Source organism: Psychrobacter piechaudii (assembly GCF_900162825.1).
Lineage (GTDB): Bacteria > Pseudomonadota > Gammaproteobacteria > Pseudomonadales > Moraxellaceae > Psychrobacter > Psychrobacter piechaudii.
Genome location: NZ_FUGE01000113.1, coordinates 1 through 16030 on the forward strand (window position 1 = coordinate 1; position 16030 = coordinate 16030).

A 16030-nucleotide genomic window follows, 5' to 3' on the forward strand; every position below is an offset into this window, starting at 1 on the left:
GAGTGTGGCACATGGCATGATAGAGATATCAATGCTGCTAAGAACATCCTTGCGGTCGGGCTTGACCGTCTAGCTGTAGGAATCCCCTCGGTTTAGCGAGGGGAGGAGGTCAAAAGTTCAGTGACGTACTATTGTTTAAACTTGTACTTAAATCAGTACTAAAAATCAATCACTTCCGCTATTGTAATTAAGCAATAGCTGCCATATATAACTGTAGACGCTTGCTTCATATCAGCTACTTAATATAGGACGCTCCTATGCAAAAAGAACCTATGCTAAAAACCCCTTATTATCAAATCGATGTTGCTGCGCTTAAGCAAAACGTAGAAATTGTTAAACGCCTATGTGACTTATCAGGGGCGAAAGCTTTGTTGGCACTTAAGTGTTTTGCCACTTGGGGGGTGTTTGATGAAATGAAGCCTTATTTACATGGCACCACCTCATCTTCATTGAATGAAGTGCGGCTCGGTAAAGAAGAATTTGGCGATGACAAAGAGACGCATGCTTATAGCGTCGCTTACAGCCAAGATGAGATTGATGAGGTTTTAACTTATGCCGACAAAATCATCTTTAACTCATTTAATCAGCTACATGCGTTCAAAGACAGGGCCAAAGCGCAAGGCATTCCTGTGGGCCTTCGTATTAACCCAAAAACCAGTAATTCCTCGTTTATCATTGCCGATCCAGCGCGTCCTTTTAGCCGCTTAGGGGAGCACGATATCGAAAAAATCAAGCCAGTGCTGAGTGAGATCACTGGGGTCATGATTCACAACAACTGTGAAAACGACAGTTTTGAGGCTTTCAGTGCCAGTTTGGCGGATATTGAAGCCAAGTTTGGTGATATTTTTTATCAGCTTGAGTGGGTAAGTTTGGGCGGTGGCATTCACTTTATCGCCCCTGATTATCCGCTTGAAGCATTGGCCGAGCGACTAAAAGCCTTTAGTGAGAAATACGGGGTGCAAGTATATTTAGAGCCCGGCGAAGCTTGCATTCATAATGCGGCTAAGTTGGTAACGACCGTATTAGATACGCTGCATAACGGTAAACCTTTGGCTGTGGTAGATGCTTCGATTGAAGCGCACATGTTGGATCTCTTGATTTATCGTGAAACCGCGCCTTTGGTACAAATCAATGAGCAACAGTATCATATGATCTCCCAGCAGACTGATGACAGTACCATTATCTATGGTAAATCTTGTTTGGCGGGTGACATTTTTGGTGAATATGCTCTAGATAAGCCACTAGCTATCGGCGATAAAGTAGCATTTGGTAATGCTGCCGGTTATACCATGGTCAAAAAGAACTGGTTTAATGGCGTGGCCATGCCTGCTATCGTGATTTGCAATGAGCAAGGTGAGCTAAAGGTTCAAAAAACCTTTGGTTATGAAGACTTCAAAGCCAGCTTGTCTTAATACTGAAAACCGGACAGTTAAACTGGGATAACTAGGTTAACTGTCTGTGATTTGTTTGCTAATTGGCTTTAATTCCCCCAATCTAGTCTATCCATGGCATTATAGAAGGCAGTGGATAGGCTTTTTGTAAAAAAGGTAAGTGGTAACAGTAAGTAGCTAAAATCATCGAAAAGAGCACAAATTACAGTCGCATAAATAACAGTTTAACATTATAATGCTGCGTTTTTAATGGCTCGGCTTTTGTACGTTTTTTTGGTCATTAGCCACTAAAGAAAGTTGTTTTATTTTAAGACAGTTCTACAATTCATTTCGGGTGCGTGGGTTTTCCCAATTCTTCCTTTTTAATTCACGCACAACACTCACGGTGTCAATTCTATTTTGATTAAATTGACCCACTAAGGAGGATTTTCAGATTGACTACTAATGCTCAAACCCCTAAACGCAACGTCTTAATCATAGGCGCTGGCGGCGTAGCCCAAGTTGTGGCTCATAAATGTGCAATGAATAATGATGTGTTGGGTGAGTTACATATCGCCTCACGCACCAAAGAGAAGTGTGATGCCATTGCAGCGAGCGTTGAAGAAAAAGGCAGCTTCAAGCAGCCAGCAGTGTTACATACGCATGCAGTTGATGCCATGGACTCTGAAGCTGTTGCTGAGCTAATCAAAGAGACAGGCACTCAGATCGTTATTAACGTGGGTTCTGCTTTCGTTAATATGACGGTACTTGAAGCTTGTATTAATACTGGTGCTGCTTATATCGATACGGCCATTCACGAAGATCCTCGTAAGATTTGTGAGACGCCGCCATGGTATGCAAACTATGAGTGGAAGCGTAAAGAGCGCTGTGCTGAAAACAACATCACTGCCATCTTAGGCGCAGGCTTCGATCCAGGCGTAGTGAATGCTTACGCTCGTGCCGGCTATGACATGATGGATAAAGGTTCGGTTACCGATATTGATATTATTGATATCAACGCTGGTAGCCATGGTAAGTACTTCGCTACTAACTTTGACCCAGAGATTAACTTCCGTGAATTTACCGGTACCGTCTACTCTTGGCAAAACAGCCAGTGGCAATCAAACAAAATGTTTGAGGTAAAGCGTACTGATGACTTGCCTGTTGTGGGTGAGCAAAATAGCTACTTAAGTGGTCATGATGAAATTCACTCTTTATCAGCCAACTTAGATGTGCCAAATATCCGCTTCTGGATGGGCTTTGGTGATCACTACATCAATGTATTTACAGTATTACAAAACCTAGGTCTATTGTCTGAGCAACCTGTGGTTACTGCTGAAGGTCAAGAGGTTGTGCCTCTTAAAGTGGTAAAAGCAGTACTACCAGACCCAAGCTCATTGGCACCTAACTACACCGGTAAGACCTGTATTGGCGACAAAATCCAAGGTAAAATCAACGGCGTCGATACTGAAATCTTCATCTATAACGTGTCTGATCATAAAGAAGCTTATAACGAAGTGGGTAGCCAAGGTATTTCTTATACTGCGGGTGTACCGCCAGTCGCAGCGGCGATGTTAGTCGCTACGGGTGAGTGGGATGTGGGCCACATGGCGAACGTTGAAGAGTTAGACGTTAAGCCATTTATTAACCTGCTTAATGAAATCGGTCTACCAACCCGTATCCAAGACAGTGAAGGTGATCGTCCTTTACAGTTTGAGATTTAATTATTGACGATTCAATTTGTAAGTTTGTAGATTGAATAAGGACTTAGCTTCGGCTAGGTCCTTTTTTTATCAAAAGTTTGAACTCCGGCTAGGATTGTGTGAAGCTATAGCAACAACTAAATCACACAATCTATAAAACCGAGGGAATTATGAATAGGACTTATACAAAACCAGAGATATATTGCCAATCTAAAGCATAGCGTAGTACCATAATAGTCATGAAGAAGCCCAAAGTAACCCGACTAGATTATTGCCAGTATCTCATGGTTAGCCAAATAAACTACACCATCACCAACTATGCTGATCATCATCCTGAGAACATCAGTCATGACCGTATCAACCGTTATATTAAAGGTGACAAACTCAAACCTCGTCTAGTATGGGAACAAGTTAAACAAGACATTGTCGCCGATGCTGAGGGTTACTTGCTCTTTGATGATACCGTATTAGACAAAGATCACAGTCATAAGATAGAACTGGTCAACCGCCAATATAGTGGCAATGCTAAACGATTAATTAAAGGCATTGGTCTTGTAAACTGCATCTACGTTAACCCGCATACCCAGCAGTATTGGGTTATTGACTACCGTATTTACGACAAAGCCATCGATGATAAAACCAAGCTTGATCATTTAGAAGATATGTTACGACACACGATCGAGTACAAGCAATTGGTATTTAAAACGGTGCTTATGGACAGCTGGTATGCTACTAAAGATATCATGCTGACCATTGATGGTTTAGGTAAAATCTTTTACTGTCCGCTTAAGAGCAACCGTTTGGTTGATGATTCCAAGGGGCAACGCGTTTATACCTCAGTCAGTGCTTTACAATGGACTGAGGCCGAACAAGATAGTGGCAAGTTAATTAAGATCAATAAATTTCCTAAAGACTATAAAGTGCAACTGTTTCGGGTTGTGGTGAGTACTCACCGCACGGATTGGGTCGTAACCAACGACACCACTCAAACAAATCGTGATGACGTACAACAGGTGTGCGCCATACGCTGGAAAATTGAGCAGTTTCATCGTGAGATTAAGCAATTAACAGGTATAGAGTCTAATCAGTGTCGAAAAGCACGTATTCAGCGCAATCATATTTGCTGTTCTATATTAGTTTGGATAAGTTTGACCCGTATTGCTAGGCAGACAAAGAAAACGGTATATCAGTTAAAACATGGCTTGCTGGATGACTATCTCTGCGAGCAGTTACGCTCGCCTAGACTGATTGTTGCGTAAGTCCTAATGAAAAATAAAATGAGTTTGGCAGTTTGAGCATTAGTGGCCACAGTGTTATTAACTGGCTGTCAGAACCTGGGACTATTTGAGAAAAACACTTCAAATACTGAAAACAGCTCTCGAAAAACAATAACAGCATCTGCTACGAATGTAGAAAAAACCAAGACCGTTAACAGTAAATACAGCTATGAGGAGACGCTACAACGTCTGGAAAAGGCTATTGTTAGTAAAAACATGACAGTGTTTGCCAAAGTTGATCACACCAAGGCCGCGCAAAAGGTCGAGCTAAGTACCAGCCACTGTGCTGATTTTTGGTAATCCCAAAGCAGGCACGCCTTTAATGAAAAAAGACCCAAGCTTCGCTTTACAGCTGCCCCTTAAGGTTTTGGTGACTGAAGTCGATGGCAAGGTACAGGTCGTATTCAATACAACAGAGTCATTGATTGAAAATACTGGTATTGATTATAGCGATGTTGAAAACACGCTGGCTGGCGCTCAAAAGCTAATTACTAAGACGGTTACTGAATAGAAGTTGTGACATTAATAGGATTGAGTAGAAATTAAAAAAGCCTGGCTAGATTTAATAGAACCAGTTAAATAAGAAGCTTTAAATACACGATACTAAGTACAGCTTAATAAACATAAACCATTAGCTAAAATTAGCAGGGTAGAGTAGCGTTACAGATTAAAAAAGCCTCTCACTAAGTGAGTAATGCCAGTCAGTTAAGCAAGAGACTTAGCGGAAATATGGTTTTTTAAAACCAGAGGCCTCCATAAATATCGGGCTCTAGAAAAACAAATTTCACGATTCCGCTATAAAATCTCTTAACTGACAGGCATTACTCACTAAGTGAAAGGCTTTTTTATTGTTAACTATTATAGGGCGAGAAGTAATTATTGGATCTACTTTTTAACTTATCTGCTTTTAGCAGATTAAAATTAACTTAGAATCAGACTGTCATCTTCTACTTTTTCACCACGTGTTTTTTCAAACATATCCAGTAAGTCATGTACGGTCATGTCTTTGCGCGTATCACCTGAAACGTCTAAAACCACTTGGCCTTGGTGTAACATCACCGTACGGTCACCGTGGGTCAGAGCTTGCTGCATAGAGTGCGTAACCATCATTGTCGTTAGATTATTCTCCGTGACAATTTTGTCGGTCAGCTCTAATACGAAAGCCGCTGTCTTTGGATCTAGTGCAGCGGTATGTTCATCTAGTAGCAGGATTTTAGAAGGCTGTAATGAGGCCATAAGCAAACTAACCGCTTGACGTTGACCCCCTGAAAGCAGTCCCATTCTATCAGTCAGACGGTTTTCTAAACCCAATTTTAAAATAGACAGTTTTTCTTTAAACAGCTCACGGTTTTTATTATTTAGAGCAAAACTTAGGCCTCGTTTACCGCCTCTTTTATAAGCTAGGGCTAGGTTTTCTTCAATGGTCAGGGCTTCACAAGTACCGGCCATAGGGTCTTGGAAAACACGGGCTACCCAGTGTGCTCTTTGGTGAGCTGTCTTTTTAGTAACATCAATACCGTTTAATAAGATTGAGCCACTGTCAACTCGAGTGGTGCCGCTCACTGCGTTTAAAAAGGTAGATTTGCCCGCACCATTGGTACCGATAACAGTCACAAATTCGCCTTCAGCAATATTTAAACTAATACCACGTAGAGCGGGGTTTTCGATAGGGGTGCCTCGGTTAAAGGTTAACCTAAGGTCGTTGGCTTGCATCATAGGGCGATATCCTTATGGGTTCAATGGGGCTAAAAGTAACAATTCAACGGCGGTTAAGCTCGAAGACCTGATAATAGTTTTGACTTAATGGTTGGTAATTGAAGGGCAATTACGACCAATAAGGCTGTAATTAGGTTTAAGTCTTGTGAGCCAAAGCCAATGCTACGTAGAGTGTTACTTGATAAAGCCACTTGAATAAAGAGCTTATAAATAATGGCACCTATAACCACAGCGAAGGTAATTAACCAAATACGCTTGGCAGGGATAATGGTCTCCCCAATAATAACAGCTGCCAAACCAATAACGATGGTTCCGATACCGATTGAAATATCAGCACCACCTTGGGTTTGAACAAATAGTGCGCCTCCCAAAGCCACCAAGGCATTAGAGATTGCCATACCAATAATGGTCATCCAAGAGGTGTTAATGCCCTGTGCTTGAGCCATACGCAAGTTCGAGCCCGTTGCACGCATCGACAGTCCTGCTTCGGTACTAAAGAACAAGTCTAGTACTAATTTGGCAATCAATACCACGCCACCGATGATAACGCAGCGCATCCAGTAGCCATTCTCATTGGTCACTAAGTTACTAAATACAGTCTCTTCACCCAATAAAGGTAAGTTTGGCGCGCCCATAATGCGTAAGTTGACTGAATACAAAGCTACCATCACCAAAATACTGGCCAATAGCTGCAAAATACCTAACTTCACATGTAAAAACGCAGTAACCATACCCGCTGCCGCACCTGCCAACATGCCCAGGCCACAAGCAATCCAAGGGTCAATACCAGATACAATAGAGATACCAGCAATAGCACCGCCCAACGGGAAACTTCCGTCAGCAGTTAAGTCTGGAAAATCAAGAATTCGAAATGAGATAAGTACGCCTAAAGCCACTAAGGCATAAATTAGACCACTTTCGAGGGCACCAAAAAAAGCAATGAGAGACATAAGAGATTTAGACACCGCTTTGAGTTTGACGGGCTGCTACATAGCACAGTCCGGCAAAGTTTATTTAACAGATTAAGCAATCTGCACTTAGGGTAAACCAATGAGTATTATGATTGCGAAAACGAACAACCGATAGCATAGCACCCACCAATATCAATTGACCATAACTTAATACGCAAGATGTGGTCATAGAAAAATATTTATTCTAGCAAATATATTAAAATCTAAACAATATAAAAAGCACATGAGATTAATCATGTGCCTTTTACAGGGCAAATTAAACGACTGCCTTAGTCTTGTACTTCTTTAGCTTTTGATAGAAGATCTTGTGGCAGCTCAATACCTTGCTCAGCCGCATGGCTTCTGCTGAGGTATAAATCTAAAGACTCTGCTTTATAAACAGGAATAGTCCCTGGATTTTCCCCTTTTAGGATCTTAACCACAATTTTACCGGTTTCGCGGCCTAAGTCATGATAGTTCACGCCCAGTGCTGCTACCGCACCACGTTCTACAGAGCCTGTATCAGAAGCAATTAAAGGCACTTTGCTTTCTTTAGCCACTTGATACAACGACTCATAAGCAGAGACTACGTTATTGTCTGTAGAAGTATAGATAACATCCACTTTGTCAGCGATACTGCGTGCCGCCATAGCAATGTCATTACTTTTTTGTGCAGGTGCTGAATTAACCGTAATGCCCATTGGCTTTAACTTCTCTTCTAGATTTTTTAGAACGATAGTTGAGTTAACTTCACCTGGACTGTAAACATAACCCACATTTTTTAGACTTGGAATAATCTGTCTCATTAACTCAATTTGTGGCTCATAAGGTAGGACATCAGACGCGCCAGTTACGTTGGTACCTGAACCTTCCCAGCTTTTTAGTAGTTTCGCTTCAACAGGGTCGGTAACCGCAGAGAATACGATTGGGATTGAGTTGGTAGCCGCAGCTACAGACTGTGCTGAAGGGGTAGCAATAGCTACGATAACATCTGGATTGTCTCCTACAAACTGCTTGGCAATCTGACCTGCGGTGGCCGTGTTACCTTGAGCGCTCTGGAAGTTGATTTTTAGGTTTTTACCTTCCTCATAACCTTCGGCAGCAAGCTCTTCAATGACGCCTTGGCGAACCGCATCTAATGCAGGATGCTCAACAATAGCAGTAATAGCTACTTGCTTTACTTCTGTGGCAGCAGGGGTATCTGCATTATTATCTGCTGCTACAGTGTTATCATTAGCAGGTTGGTTACAGCCGGTTAAGACAGCTGCTGCAACGCCGCCCCACATTAGGGTTTTTATAAAGCGATTTTTATTATACATGGGTCAATCTCCTGGGGTGTTTTATTCTCTTATAAATTTCCGTCTATAAGAGGCATGAGTTTACTGCTTTTATTTAGCCTCATTGCTTGGCTTGGTTTCATCCACATTAATGCCATCGGCTATAACAGAAGAATCCAGAGTAACGCCTTGCTGCTTGGCATGTTTTGGACTGACATATAAAGTCAGTTTGTTCATAACGTCAGGTTTAATATCAGTAATGGCTTCTCCGTTTAATACGCGGTATACCATTTTGCCAGTGACACGGCCAAAGTCATAGTCGTTAACCCCTAATGCAGCGGTCGCTCCACGGCGCACACTGAATTCATCTGAAGTAATCACTGGGATTTTCATCTCATTAGCCGCGCTTGCCATCGCTTCAAAGGCGCTAATTACATTATTGTCTAAAGAGGTATAAATAACATCAGCGCGGCCTTGTAAGCTGCGTGTTGCCATCGCCACATCGGTAGGGCGGTTGGCCGTTACTTCTAAGATTTTTAGGCCTCGTGCCGGAGCGGCTTCTTGTAGCTGCTTTAAGACGGTTACTGAGTTGGCTTCCCCTGGGCTATAAACATAGCCAATGGTCTTAGCCTCAGGAACAATCTTTTGAATTAAATCTAAAGGCGGCTCAATAGGCAACTGGCTTGACAAACCAGTAATGTTGGGCTGAGTTGGAACGTTATTTTCATTGATTAACTTGGCCGCCAATGGATCTGAGATGGCAGTATAAATAATAGGAATAGTGGTAGTCGATGCCGCAATAGTCTGTGCAGAAGGAGTAGAGATGGCGACGATAGCATCTGGCATATCTCCGGCAAACTGCTTAGCGATTTGTCCTGCAGTTGCGGTATTACCTTGGGCACTTTGGAAGTTAACCGTTAAGTTTTGGCCTTCGACATAATCATTAGCTGCTAGCTCTTTGATAATACCGCGGCGTATCTCATCTAATGACGGATGCTCAACGATTTGAGTAATGGCCACTGTCTTAGCTTCTTTAGTTACTGCAGCGGCCTCATCAGCTTCTGCTGCTGGCTTATCAGTACAGCCATTTAATGTCGCTAAGCCAACCCCGAGCGTCATGGCCATCATACTGCGCCAAACAGTCTTACTTTTTAGATTTGAATTAACAATAGAAGTTGGATTGGTAGAAGGAAGCAATGAGAGGGTATTTGACTGTTTTTGCATTTGATAATCCATTTAATTTTAACAGTGTAAGTCTATATTACAATAATGTAACACAACTGGGAAATAAAAAAAGTAGCCAGTGACTATAAAGGCCAATAAAAAAGCCGAAGTTAATAACATCGGCTTTTTGAAGACTAATCACAAGCTATCAATTAGTCTGAATAGTTTTCTATGACGGATAGCTTTTAAGCCAGCTTGTCCCCAACTTTACACTCATCTGGTAAAGTAATTACCACTAGCCCGGTTTTTGGGTCCCCAGAAGATAAAATCATACCTTCTGAAACGCCAAACTTCATCTTACGCGGAGCAAGATTAGTCACACAGATGACCTTCTTATTGGCCAATTGCTCAGGCTCATAAAACTTGCGAATGCCACTAAAGACATTGATGGGCTGATCCTTACCCACATCAAGAGTGAACTGAAGCAACTTATCAGCGCCTTCCACATAATTACACTCGAGTACTTGAGCCACTGTCATCTCGACCTTCATGAAGTCATCAAATTCAATATAGTCGCTGGCCGCAGTATCCGCTTTTTTATTTGACGAAGATTTTTCATCTTCAGCTGCAGGAGTTGGTGCGGCTGCAGCTTGTAAATCTTGCTTAGAATCTTCAATCATGGCATCAATCTGTGCTTGTTCGATACGCTGCATTAATGGCTTAAACTTATTAATTTGATGGCCTAATAACAGCTCATGACGGCTAGCGAAACTTAAGTCATCAATGTTTAAGAATTCTTTGGCATTGTCAGTAAGCTCTGGCAATACTGGAGCCAAATACACCATCAATTGACGGAAAATATTAATGGCCACGGTACATACGTCTTGAACTTCTTGCTCACGGCCTTCTTCTTTGGCCATGGCCCAAGGTTTTTTGCTGTCGATGTATTCGTTTGCTTTGTCTGCACACTGCATAATTAAACGCATAGCACGGCTGAATTCACGATTTTCATAAGCCGTTGCAATTTCCTCACCGGCACGAACAAGCTCATTCAATAGCTCAGGCTCAGCACAGTTTTCAGAAAGCATACCGTCGTATTTTTTAACGATGAAGCCGGCACTGCGACTGGCGATATTGACTACTTTTCCGACCATATCAGAGTTTACTTTTTGCATGAAGTCAGCGAAGTCTAAGTTAATATCCTCTACTTTTTCAGACAGCTTACTAGCAAAGTAGTAACGTAGATATTCTGGATGCAAGTGTTTGGCGAACGTTTGGGCTTGAATAAAGGTACCACGCGACTTACTCATCTTATCGCCGTTAACCATTAAGAAGCCATGAGCGAATACACCGGTTGGAGTGCGGTATTGAGCACCGGCTAACATGGCAGGCCAGAACAATGCATGGAAATAAACAATGTCTTTACCAATGAAGTGATAGAGCTCAGTTTTATGCTGATTTTCTTCTAGCCAGTAGTCATCAAAATTTAAAGCAGGCTTAGCAGGATCAGTGGAGTCCTTACGCTGTTCACATAAGTTTTTGAAGCTGGCCATATAGCCCACAGGAGCATCTAGCCAAACATAGAAGTATTTGTCAGGTTCATTCTCTGGGGTATCTGGGATTTTAAAACCAAAGTAGGGGGCGTCACGAGAAATATCCCAGCTGGCTAGTCCGGCTTCAAACCACTCTTGTAACTTATTGGCCACTGAAGGCTGTAGTCGACCTTCATCAGTAGTCCACTGCTGTAAAAACTGCTCGAACTCTGGCAAGTTAAAGAAGTAGTGCTTAGAGGTTTTTAGGACTGGCGTTGCCTCTGATAGAGTTGAGTATGGATTTTTTAGTTCGGTGGCGTCATAGGTGGTACCACAAACCTCACAGTTATCTCCATACTGATCTTGTGCTCCACACTCAGGGCACTCACCTTTAACGAAGCGGTCGGCTAAAAACAATCCTTTTTCAGGGTCAAATAACTGTTTAACGTCTTTGGTTGAGATATGACCTTCATTATTTAAACGGCGATAAATTCGTTCAGATAACTCACGGTTTTCCTCTGAGTGGGTTGAATAATAGTTATCAAAATTAATTAAGAACTTACTAAAATCTGCTTCGTGGGAAGCTTTTACGTTTGCGATTTGCTCTTCTGGACTGATGCCATTGGCTTCAGCTTTTAGCATAATGGCGGTGCCGTGAGCGTCGTCAGCACAAACATAAGTTACTTGATGACCCTGAGCCTTCATAGCTCTTACCCAGATGTCAGTTTGAATGTATTCAACCAAGTGGCCTAGATGGATAGGGCCGTTGGCATAGGGAAGGGCACTGGTAACAAGAATTTGACGCACAAAATCACCTATAAAGTTTATTAGTTTTTAAGAATATTATCTGAATATAAGATGTGTGCCTATGATACCGCAAATGGCATAAAAATGGGAATTAACCTCTATTTAAATAGGCTGATTTAGAAAAAAGTTAACTTAGGGATAAGGGGGTCATGATGCTAGGTTAGCTTCGCTTCGCATAGTGAAAAAATGTCAGAAGTTTTAAAAGACAGGGTTTATGCTTTGTAAAAAGGAATCATAAAAAAGTCTTCTTACTTAATAAGAAGACTTTTTTGACGTTATTTTTTTATTAGAAAGAACCTAGCAAAGTTCCTAATATAATTATGGTAGTGGTAGCTACTAAAGGGATCAGCATAGTGACCATAGCTATGTTTAGATAAGACTGCTTGTGAGTGAGCCCACAGATAGCCAGTAATGTGATCACGGCGCCACTATGAGGTAACGTATCCAGCCCACCTGCAGCCATAACTGCTACTCGGTGCATAAGCTCAGGATCAATACCTGTAGCTAGTGCCATCTGATAGTAGTTTTCTCCTAAGGTTGATAGTGCAATACTTAAACCGCCTGAGGAGGAGCCAGTGATACCCGCTAAGGTAGTCATGGCTACTGCTTCAGAGATAAGAGGGTTATCCGGAGTAAGATTTAAAATACTATCACGAATGATAATGAAACCGGCTAAAGAGGCAATAACTGCACCATACCCTACTTCAGAGGCAGTATTAAAGATAGGGAGCATGGATTCATAGGTACCACGGTTAATAGAGGATTTTAGATTATGCCAGTGACCAATACGTAGTATGACCAAGACGGTACAAGCCACAAGTAAAGCAATAATAATTGACCAAAGCCCTAAAGATCCTTGGATATTTAAGTCAGGATATTGAGCTTGTAAGCTACTGAAATCTAGACCTGGGAACACAACATAAGTTAATAGGGCGTTTAAGCTGATAACTAGTACAAGAGGAATCATTGCTGTAACAAAGGAAATTTGATGGTCAGAGGTGGTTTGACTATGATCAATGTCTTCTTTTTGTTCTAGATCATCATCATGTTCACCATAACCTTCACCGGCTAACCGTGCTTTATTAGCACGAGACTGCAACCAATACCAACCTGCAAAGAACATGATCAATGCCCCTATGGTGCCAAGGATAGGTGCGGCAAATACGTTGGTGTTGTAATAAGGAATTGGAATGGCGTTTTGAATGGCAGGCGTGCCGGGCAAAGCCGTCATGGTAAAGGTAAACGATCCCAAAGCAATGGCTGCTGGAATTAAACGCTTGGGAACATCTGCGGCTTTAAATAGGTTCTTGGCAATAGGGTAGATTGCGAAAGCTACCACAAATAATGAAACGCCACCATAAGTTAAAATGGCACAGACTAAAATCACTGCTAAGATGGCTTTATTACTACCTAATTTATCAACTACAGTATTAGCAATAGCAGTAGCAGCGCCTGAGTCAGCAATCAAACGACCAAATAAGGCACCCAATAAAAATATAGGGAAGAATTTTAATAAAAACCCACTAAGTGCTGACATAAATACATCAGTATAGGCGGGAATACTGCTTAAGAAGTCACCTGACAGTAAGACTGCCAAGACAGCCATGATAGGGGCTAGAATTAAAACTGAGTACCCTCGGTAGGCAAAAAACATCAGTAATAATAAAGTTATGATAATCGCAAGTGTGCTAAACATAGGCGCCTTCTCCTTGGCTTGAGTATGAATAAAAAATTTGCTAATTAAACTGCCTGTTTAGCAAGTTTAACTAGCTTTGCTACTGATAAGTCCGTTTATCGAGTAGGTTATTATATGTGAGGGGAAAAACAACAGGATAAGTAAACAGTTGTACCCTAAGTAAGAAATACAGTAAACTAAATTAGCTTATAAGCATTTTACTGTCTAATAATATAATATTAGATGTTACGAATATACACCATAATTGCCGAAAAAGAGTGTGAAACTAGCTAAAACTTTAATGGCTCTAATAAAACTTACATTATCAGCATAGTAGATAGTGTCAAAGCAACAAATTCAATTGATTCAACAAGGAGAGAGTAATGAGTCAATCAAAAATATACGATAGTGCCGAAGCTGCGCTACAGGACATCATCCAGGACGGACAAACCTTAGCCATTGGCGGTTTTGGGCTATGCGGTATTCCTGAAGCACTTATCTTAGCCTTAAGGGACAGCGGGGCAAAAGAGCTGACCTGTATTAGTAACAATGCTGGGGTTGATGATTTTGGCTTAGGGCTGCTATTACAAACTCGCCAGATCAAAAAAATGATATCTTCTTATGTGGGTGAGAACAAAGAGTTTGAGCGTCAGTTCTTAGGGGGTGAGTTAGAAGTAGAGTTAACACCTCAAGGCACTTTAGCAGAAAAGCTACGTGCAGGGGGTGCGGGTATCCCGGCCTTTTATACGGCGACAGGTGTGGGCACACAGGTGGCCGAAGGTAAAGAAACTCGGGAGTTTAACGGCCGCACCTATATTCTAGAGCATTCACTGACTGCTGACGTAGCGTTAGTAAAAGCCCAAAAAGCGGATAAAGCGGGCAACCTTATTTTTAATAAAACCGCACGTAACTTTAATCCAGACTGTGCCATGGCGGGCAAAATCACAGTAGCTGAAGTAGAAGAAATCGTTGAAATTGGTGAGCTGGATGCTGATGAAATTCATCTACCAGGTATTTTTGTACAACGTTTAATATTAAATAGCACCCCAGAAAAACGCATCGAAAAAATTACTGTGAAAAAATAAAGGCATAAAATCAATGCTAATAGCTGATTGGTAAAAGATATTTTTTAAAAATAAAAAGCACACAAGGAGTATTAACATGGCATGGACTAGAGAGCAAATGGCTCAACGCGCCGCTAAAGAGTTACAAGATGGTTTTTATGTGAATTTAGGGATTGGTTTACCTACGATGGTGGCAAACTATATTCCTGAAGGTGTGAATGTTTGGCTGCAGTCAGAAAACGGCCTATTGGGTATTGGCGAGTTTCCAACAGAAGATAATGTTGATCCAGATTTGATTAATGCCGGCAAGCAAACAGTAACTGCCAAGCCTAGCGCTAGCTTCTTTGGTAGCTCAGAATCCTTCGCTATGATTCGTGGTGGCCATGTTAACCTGGCTATTTTGGGGGCAATGGAAGTCTCTGAGCAAGGTGACTTAGCCAACTGGATGATCCCAGGAAAAATGGTAAAGGGCATGGGTGGTGCAATGGACTTAGTGGCTGGCGTGCAGCGAGTTATTGTACTTATGGAACAAATTAACAAGCACGGTGAACCCAAAATATTGGCCGAATGTCAGTTGCCATTAACCGGTAAAAAAGTAGTTGACCGTATCATCACCGAGTTTGCAGTAATGGATGTGACTGATAATGGTCTCAAGTTAGTAGAGTTAGCAGATGGCGTAAGCTTTGAGGAGTTACAAAAGCATACTCCTGTCACCATTACTCAATAAGAAAAAGTCGGCAGTTTAAACCTAGAAGTCGTTCTTTTAACAATCAGACCCTTGTTAAAAAAACGACAATCGCTTAGCATCTCCTTGAGTTAGGTTTAAACCGTATTTACGGCATAAAATAGCAAAACAATGAGTGCTATGGCTAAGTCCAGATACCACAAAATTTAAATTTATCACCATTCGCCGTAAAACCACCCACTTCAGGGGGTGGATATAAGGCGACACACACTGTCGTAAGAAGCCGTTAAAGGGTTGTAAGCTAAAATTAATCTTGCCATACTGAATATATGAAAACACTCAAGCTACGCATTAAAGACAACCACATAAAAGAGCTGAATCAGCTAAGCGGTTCGGTAAACTTCGTGTGGAACTATGTCAATGCGCTGTGCTTTGAGCACCTAAAACGAACTGGTAAGTTTTTTAGTGCTTATGATCTAAGTGAGTACACCAAAGGAAGCGGTGAGTATTTAGGATTACACAGTCAGACCTTACAGGCTATCAATGAGACACACGCTAAATCACGTAAACAATTTAAAAAAGCCAAACTTAACTGGCGTACCAATCGTCCTGGTGCCAAGCGTAAATCACTTGTCTGGATACCTTTTAAGAAATCTGCCATCAAGTATTTGCAAACAAGGCAGACAGGTAAGAAGGCACTGAAATCAACCATACAGCTATCGCTATCTAAAGGTCAAAAGCTCATCATCGATGTATTCGATAGCTACAACCTAAGCCTATATCAAATTAACACGCTTGAGATAGTACAAG

General features: G+C 41.6%; 13 protein-coding genes and 2 pseudogenes. 9 read left to right on the plus strand and 6 right to left on the minus strand.

Annotated features, from left to right (window positions below; translation table 11 throughout):
* From A1019T_RS05635 to A1019T_RS13630, 6 genes and pseudogenes are all read left to right on the plus strand, one after another.
* Positions 1–96: pseudogene (locus tag A1019T_RS05635) on the plus strand (RNA-guided endonuclease TnpB family protein); the annotation flags it as partial.
* A gap of 176 nt (positions 97–272) precedes the next feature.
* On the plus strand, positions 273–1412 hold the full coding sequence (gene nspC / locus A1019T_RS05640) for a carboxynorspermidine decarboxylase (RefSeq protein ID WP_077450808.1): 1140 nt from the start codon (positions 273–275) through the stop codon (positions 1410–1412).
* A gap of 413 nt (positions 1413–1825) precedes the next feature.
* Positions 1826–3094, plus strand: coding sequence for a saccharopine dehydrogenase family protein (locus A1019T_RS05645; protein WP_077450799.1), 1269 nt, complete (start codon positions 1826–1828; stop codon positions 3092–3094).
* Positions 3095–3312: 218 nt separating this feature from the next.
* Positions 3313–4332 (plus strand): IS701 family transposase, encoded by a 1020-nt coding sequence (locus A1019T_RS05650; RefSeq protein WP_077450800.1) that lies wholly within the window; start codon positions 3313–3315, stop codon positions 4330–4332.
* Between the two features lie 42 nt (positions 4333–4374).
* Positions 4375–4650: a DUF302 domain-containing protein gene (locus A1019T_RS13625; protein WP_244156551.1), complete on the plus strand. Its 276-nt coding sequence runs from the start codon at positions 4375–4377 to the stop codon at positions 4648–4650.
* A 22-nt stretch (positions 4651–4672) separates the two neighbouring features.
* Entirely contained in the window at positions 4673–4861 is a 189-nt protein-coding gene (locus A1019T_RS13630; RefSeq protein ID WP_244156552.1) for a DUF302 domain-containing protein, read from the plus strand.
* A gap of 410 nt (positions 4862–5271) precedes the next feature.
* Here A1019T_RS13630 and A1019T_RS05660 read toward each other — a convergent pair whose 3' ends face one another.
* The 6 genes from A1019T_RS05660 to A1019T_RS05685 form a co-directional block, all read right to left on the minus strand.
* Positions 5272–6066, minus strand: a complete 795-nt coding sequence (locus tag A1019T_RS05660) for an ABC transporter ATP-binding protein (RefSeq protein WP_077450801.1) — start codon at positions 6064–6066, stop codon at positions 5272–5274.
* Between the two features lie 53 nt (positions 6067–6119).
* Positions 6120–7016 carry an ABC transporter permease gene (locus A1019T_RS05665; RefSeq protein ID WP_077450802.1) on the minus strand — a complete coding sequence of 299 codons (897 nt, stop codon included), beginning with the start codon at positions 7014–7016 and terminating at the stop codon, positions 6120–6122.
* A 290-nt stretch (positions 7017–7306) separates the two neighbouring features.
* Complete coding sequence (locus A1019T_RS05670; protein ID WP_077450803.1) at positions 7307–8335, minus strand: ABC transporter substrate-binding protein; 1029 nt, start codon at positions 8333–8335, stop codon at positions 7307–7309.
* Positions 8336–8404: 69 nt separating this feature from the next.
* Positions 8405–9421: an ABC transporter substrate-binding protein gene (locus A1019T_RS05675; protein WP_077450809.1), complete on the minus strand. Its 1017-nt coding sequence runs from the start codon at positions 9419–9421 to the stop codon at positions 8405–8407.
* A 281-nt stretch (positions 9422–9702) separates the two neighbouring features.
* On the minus strand, positions 9703–11796 hold the full coding sequence (metG, locus tag A1019T_RS05680; protein ID WP_077450804.1) for a methionine--tRNA ligase: 2094 nt from the start codon (positions 11794–11796) through the stop codon (positions 9703–9705).
* Positions 11797–12082: 286 nt separating this feature from the next.
* The gene (locus A1019T_RS05685) at positions 12083–13492 is read right to left on the minus strand and encodes a GntP family permease (protein WP_077450805.1); all 1410 of its coding nucleotides are present in this window, start codon (positions 13490–13492) and stop codon (positions 12083–12085) included.
* Between the two features lie 362 nt (positions 13493–13854).
* Here A1019T_RS05685 and A1019T_RS05690 point away from each other — a divergent pair, with 362 nt between their 5' ends.
* The 3 genes and pseudogenes from A1019T_RS05690 to A1019T_RS05700 form a co-directional block, all read left to right on the plus strand.
* Complete coding sequence (locus A1019T_RS05690; protein ID WP_077450806.1) at positions 13855–14556, plus strand: CoA transferase subunit A; 702 nt, start codon at positions 13855–13857, stop codon at positions 14554–14556.
* A gap of 76 nt (positions 14557–14632) precedes the next feature.
* Positions 14633–15262 carry a CoA transferase subunit B gene (locus A1019T_RS05695; protein ID WP_077450807.1) on the plus strand — a complete coding sequence of 210 codons (630 nt, stop codon included), beginning with the start codon at positions 14633–14635 and terminating at the stop codon, positions 15260–15262.
* Between the two features lie 287 nt (positions 15263–15549).
* Positions 15550–16030, plus strand: a pseudogene (locus A1019T_RS05700) (RNA-guided endonuclease InsQ/TnpB family protein); the annotation flags it as partial.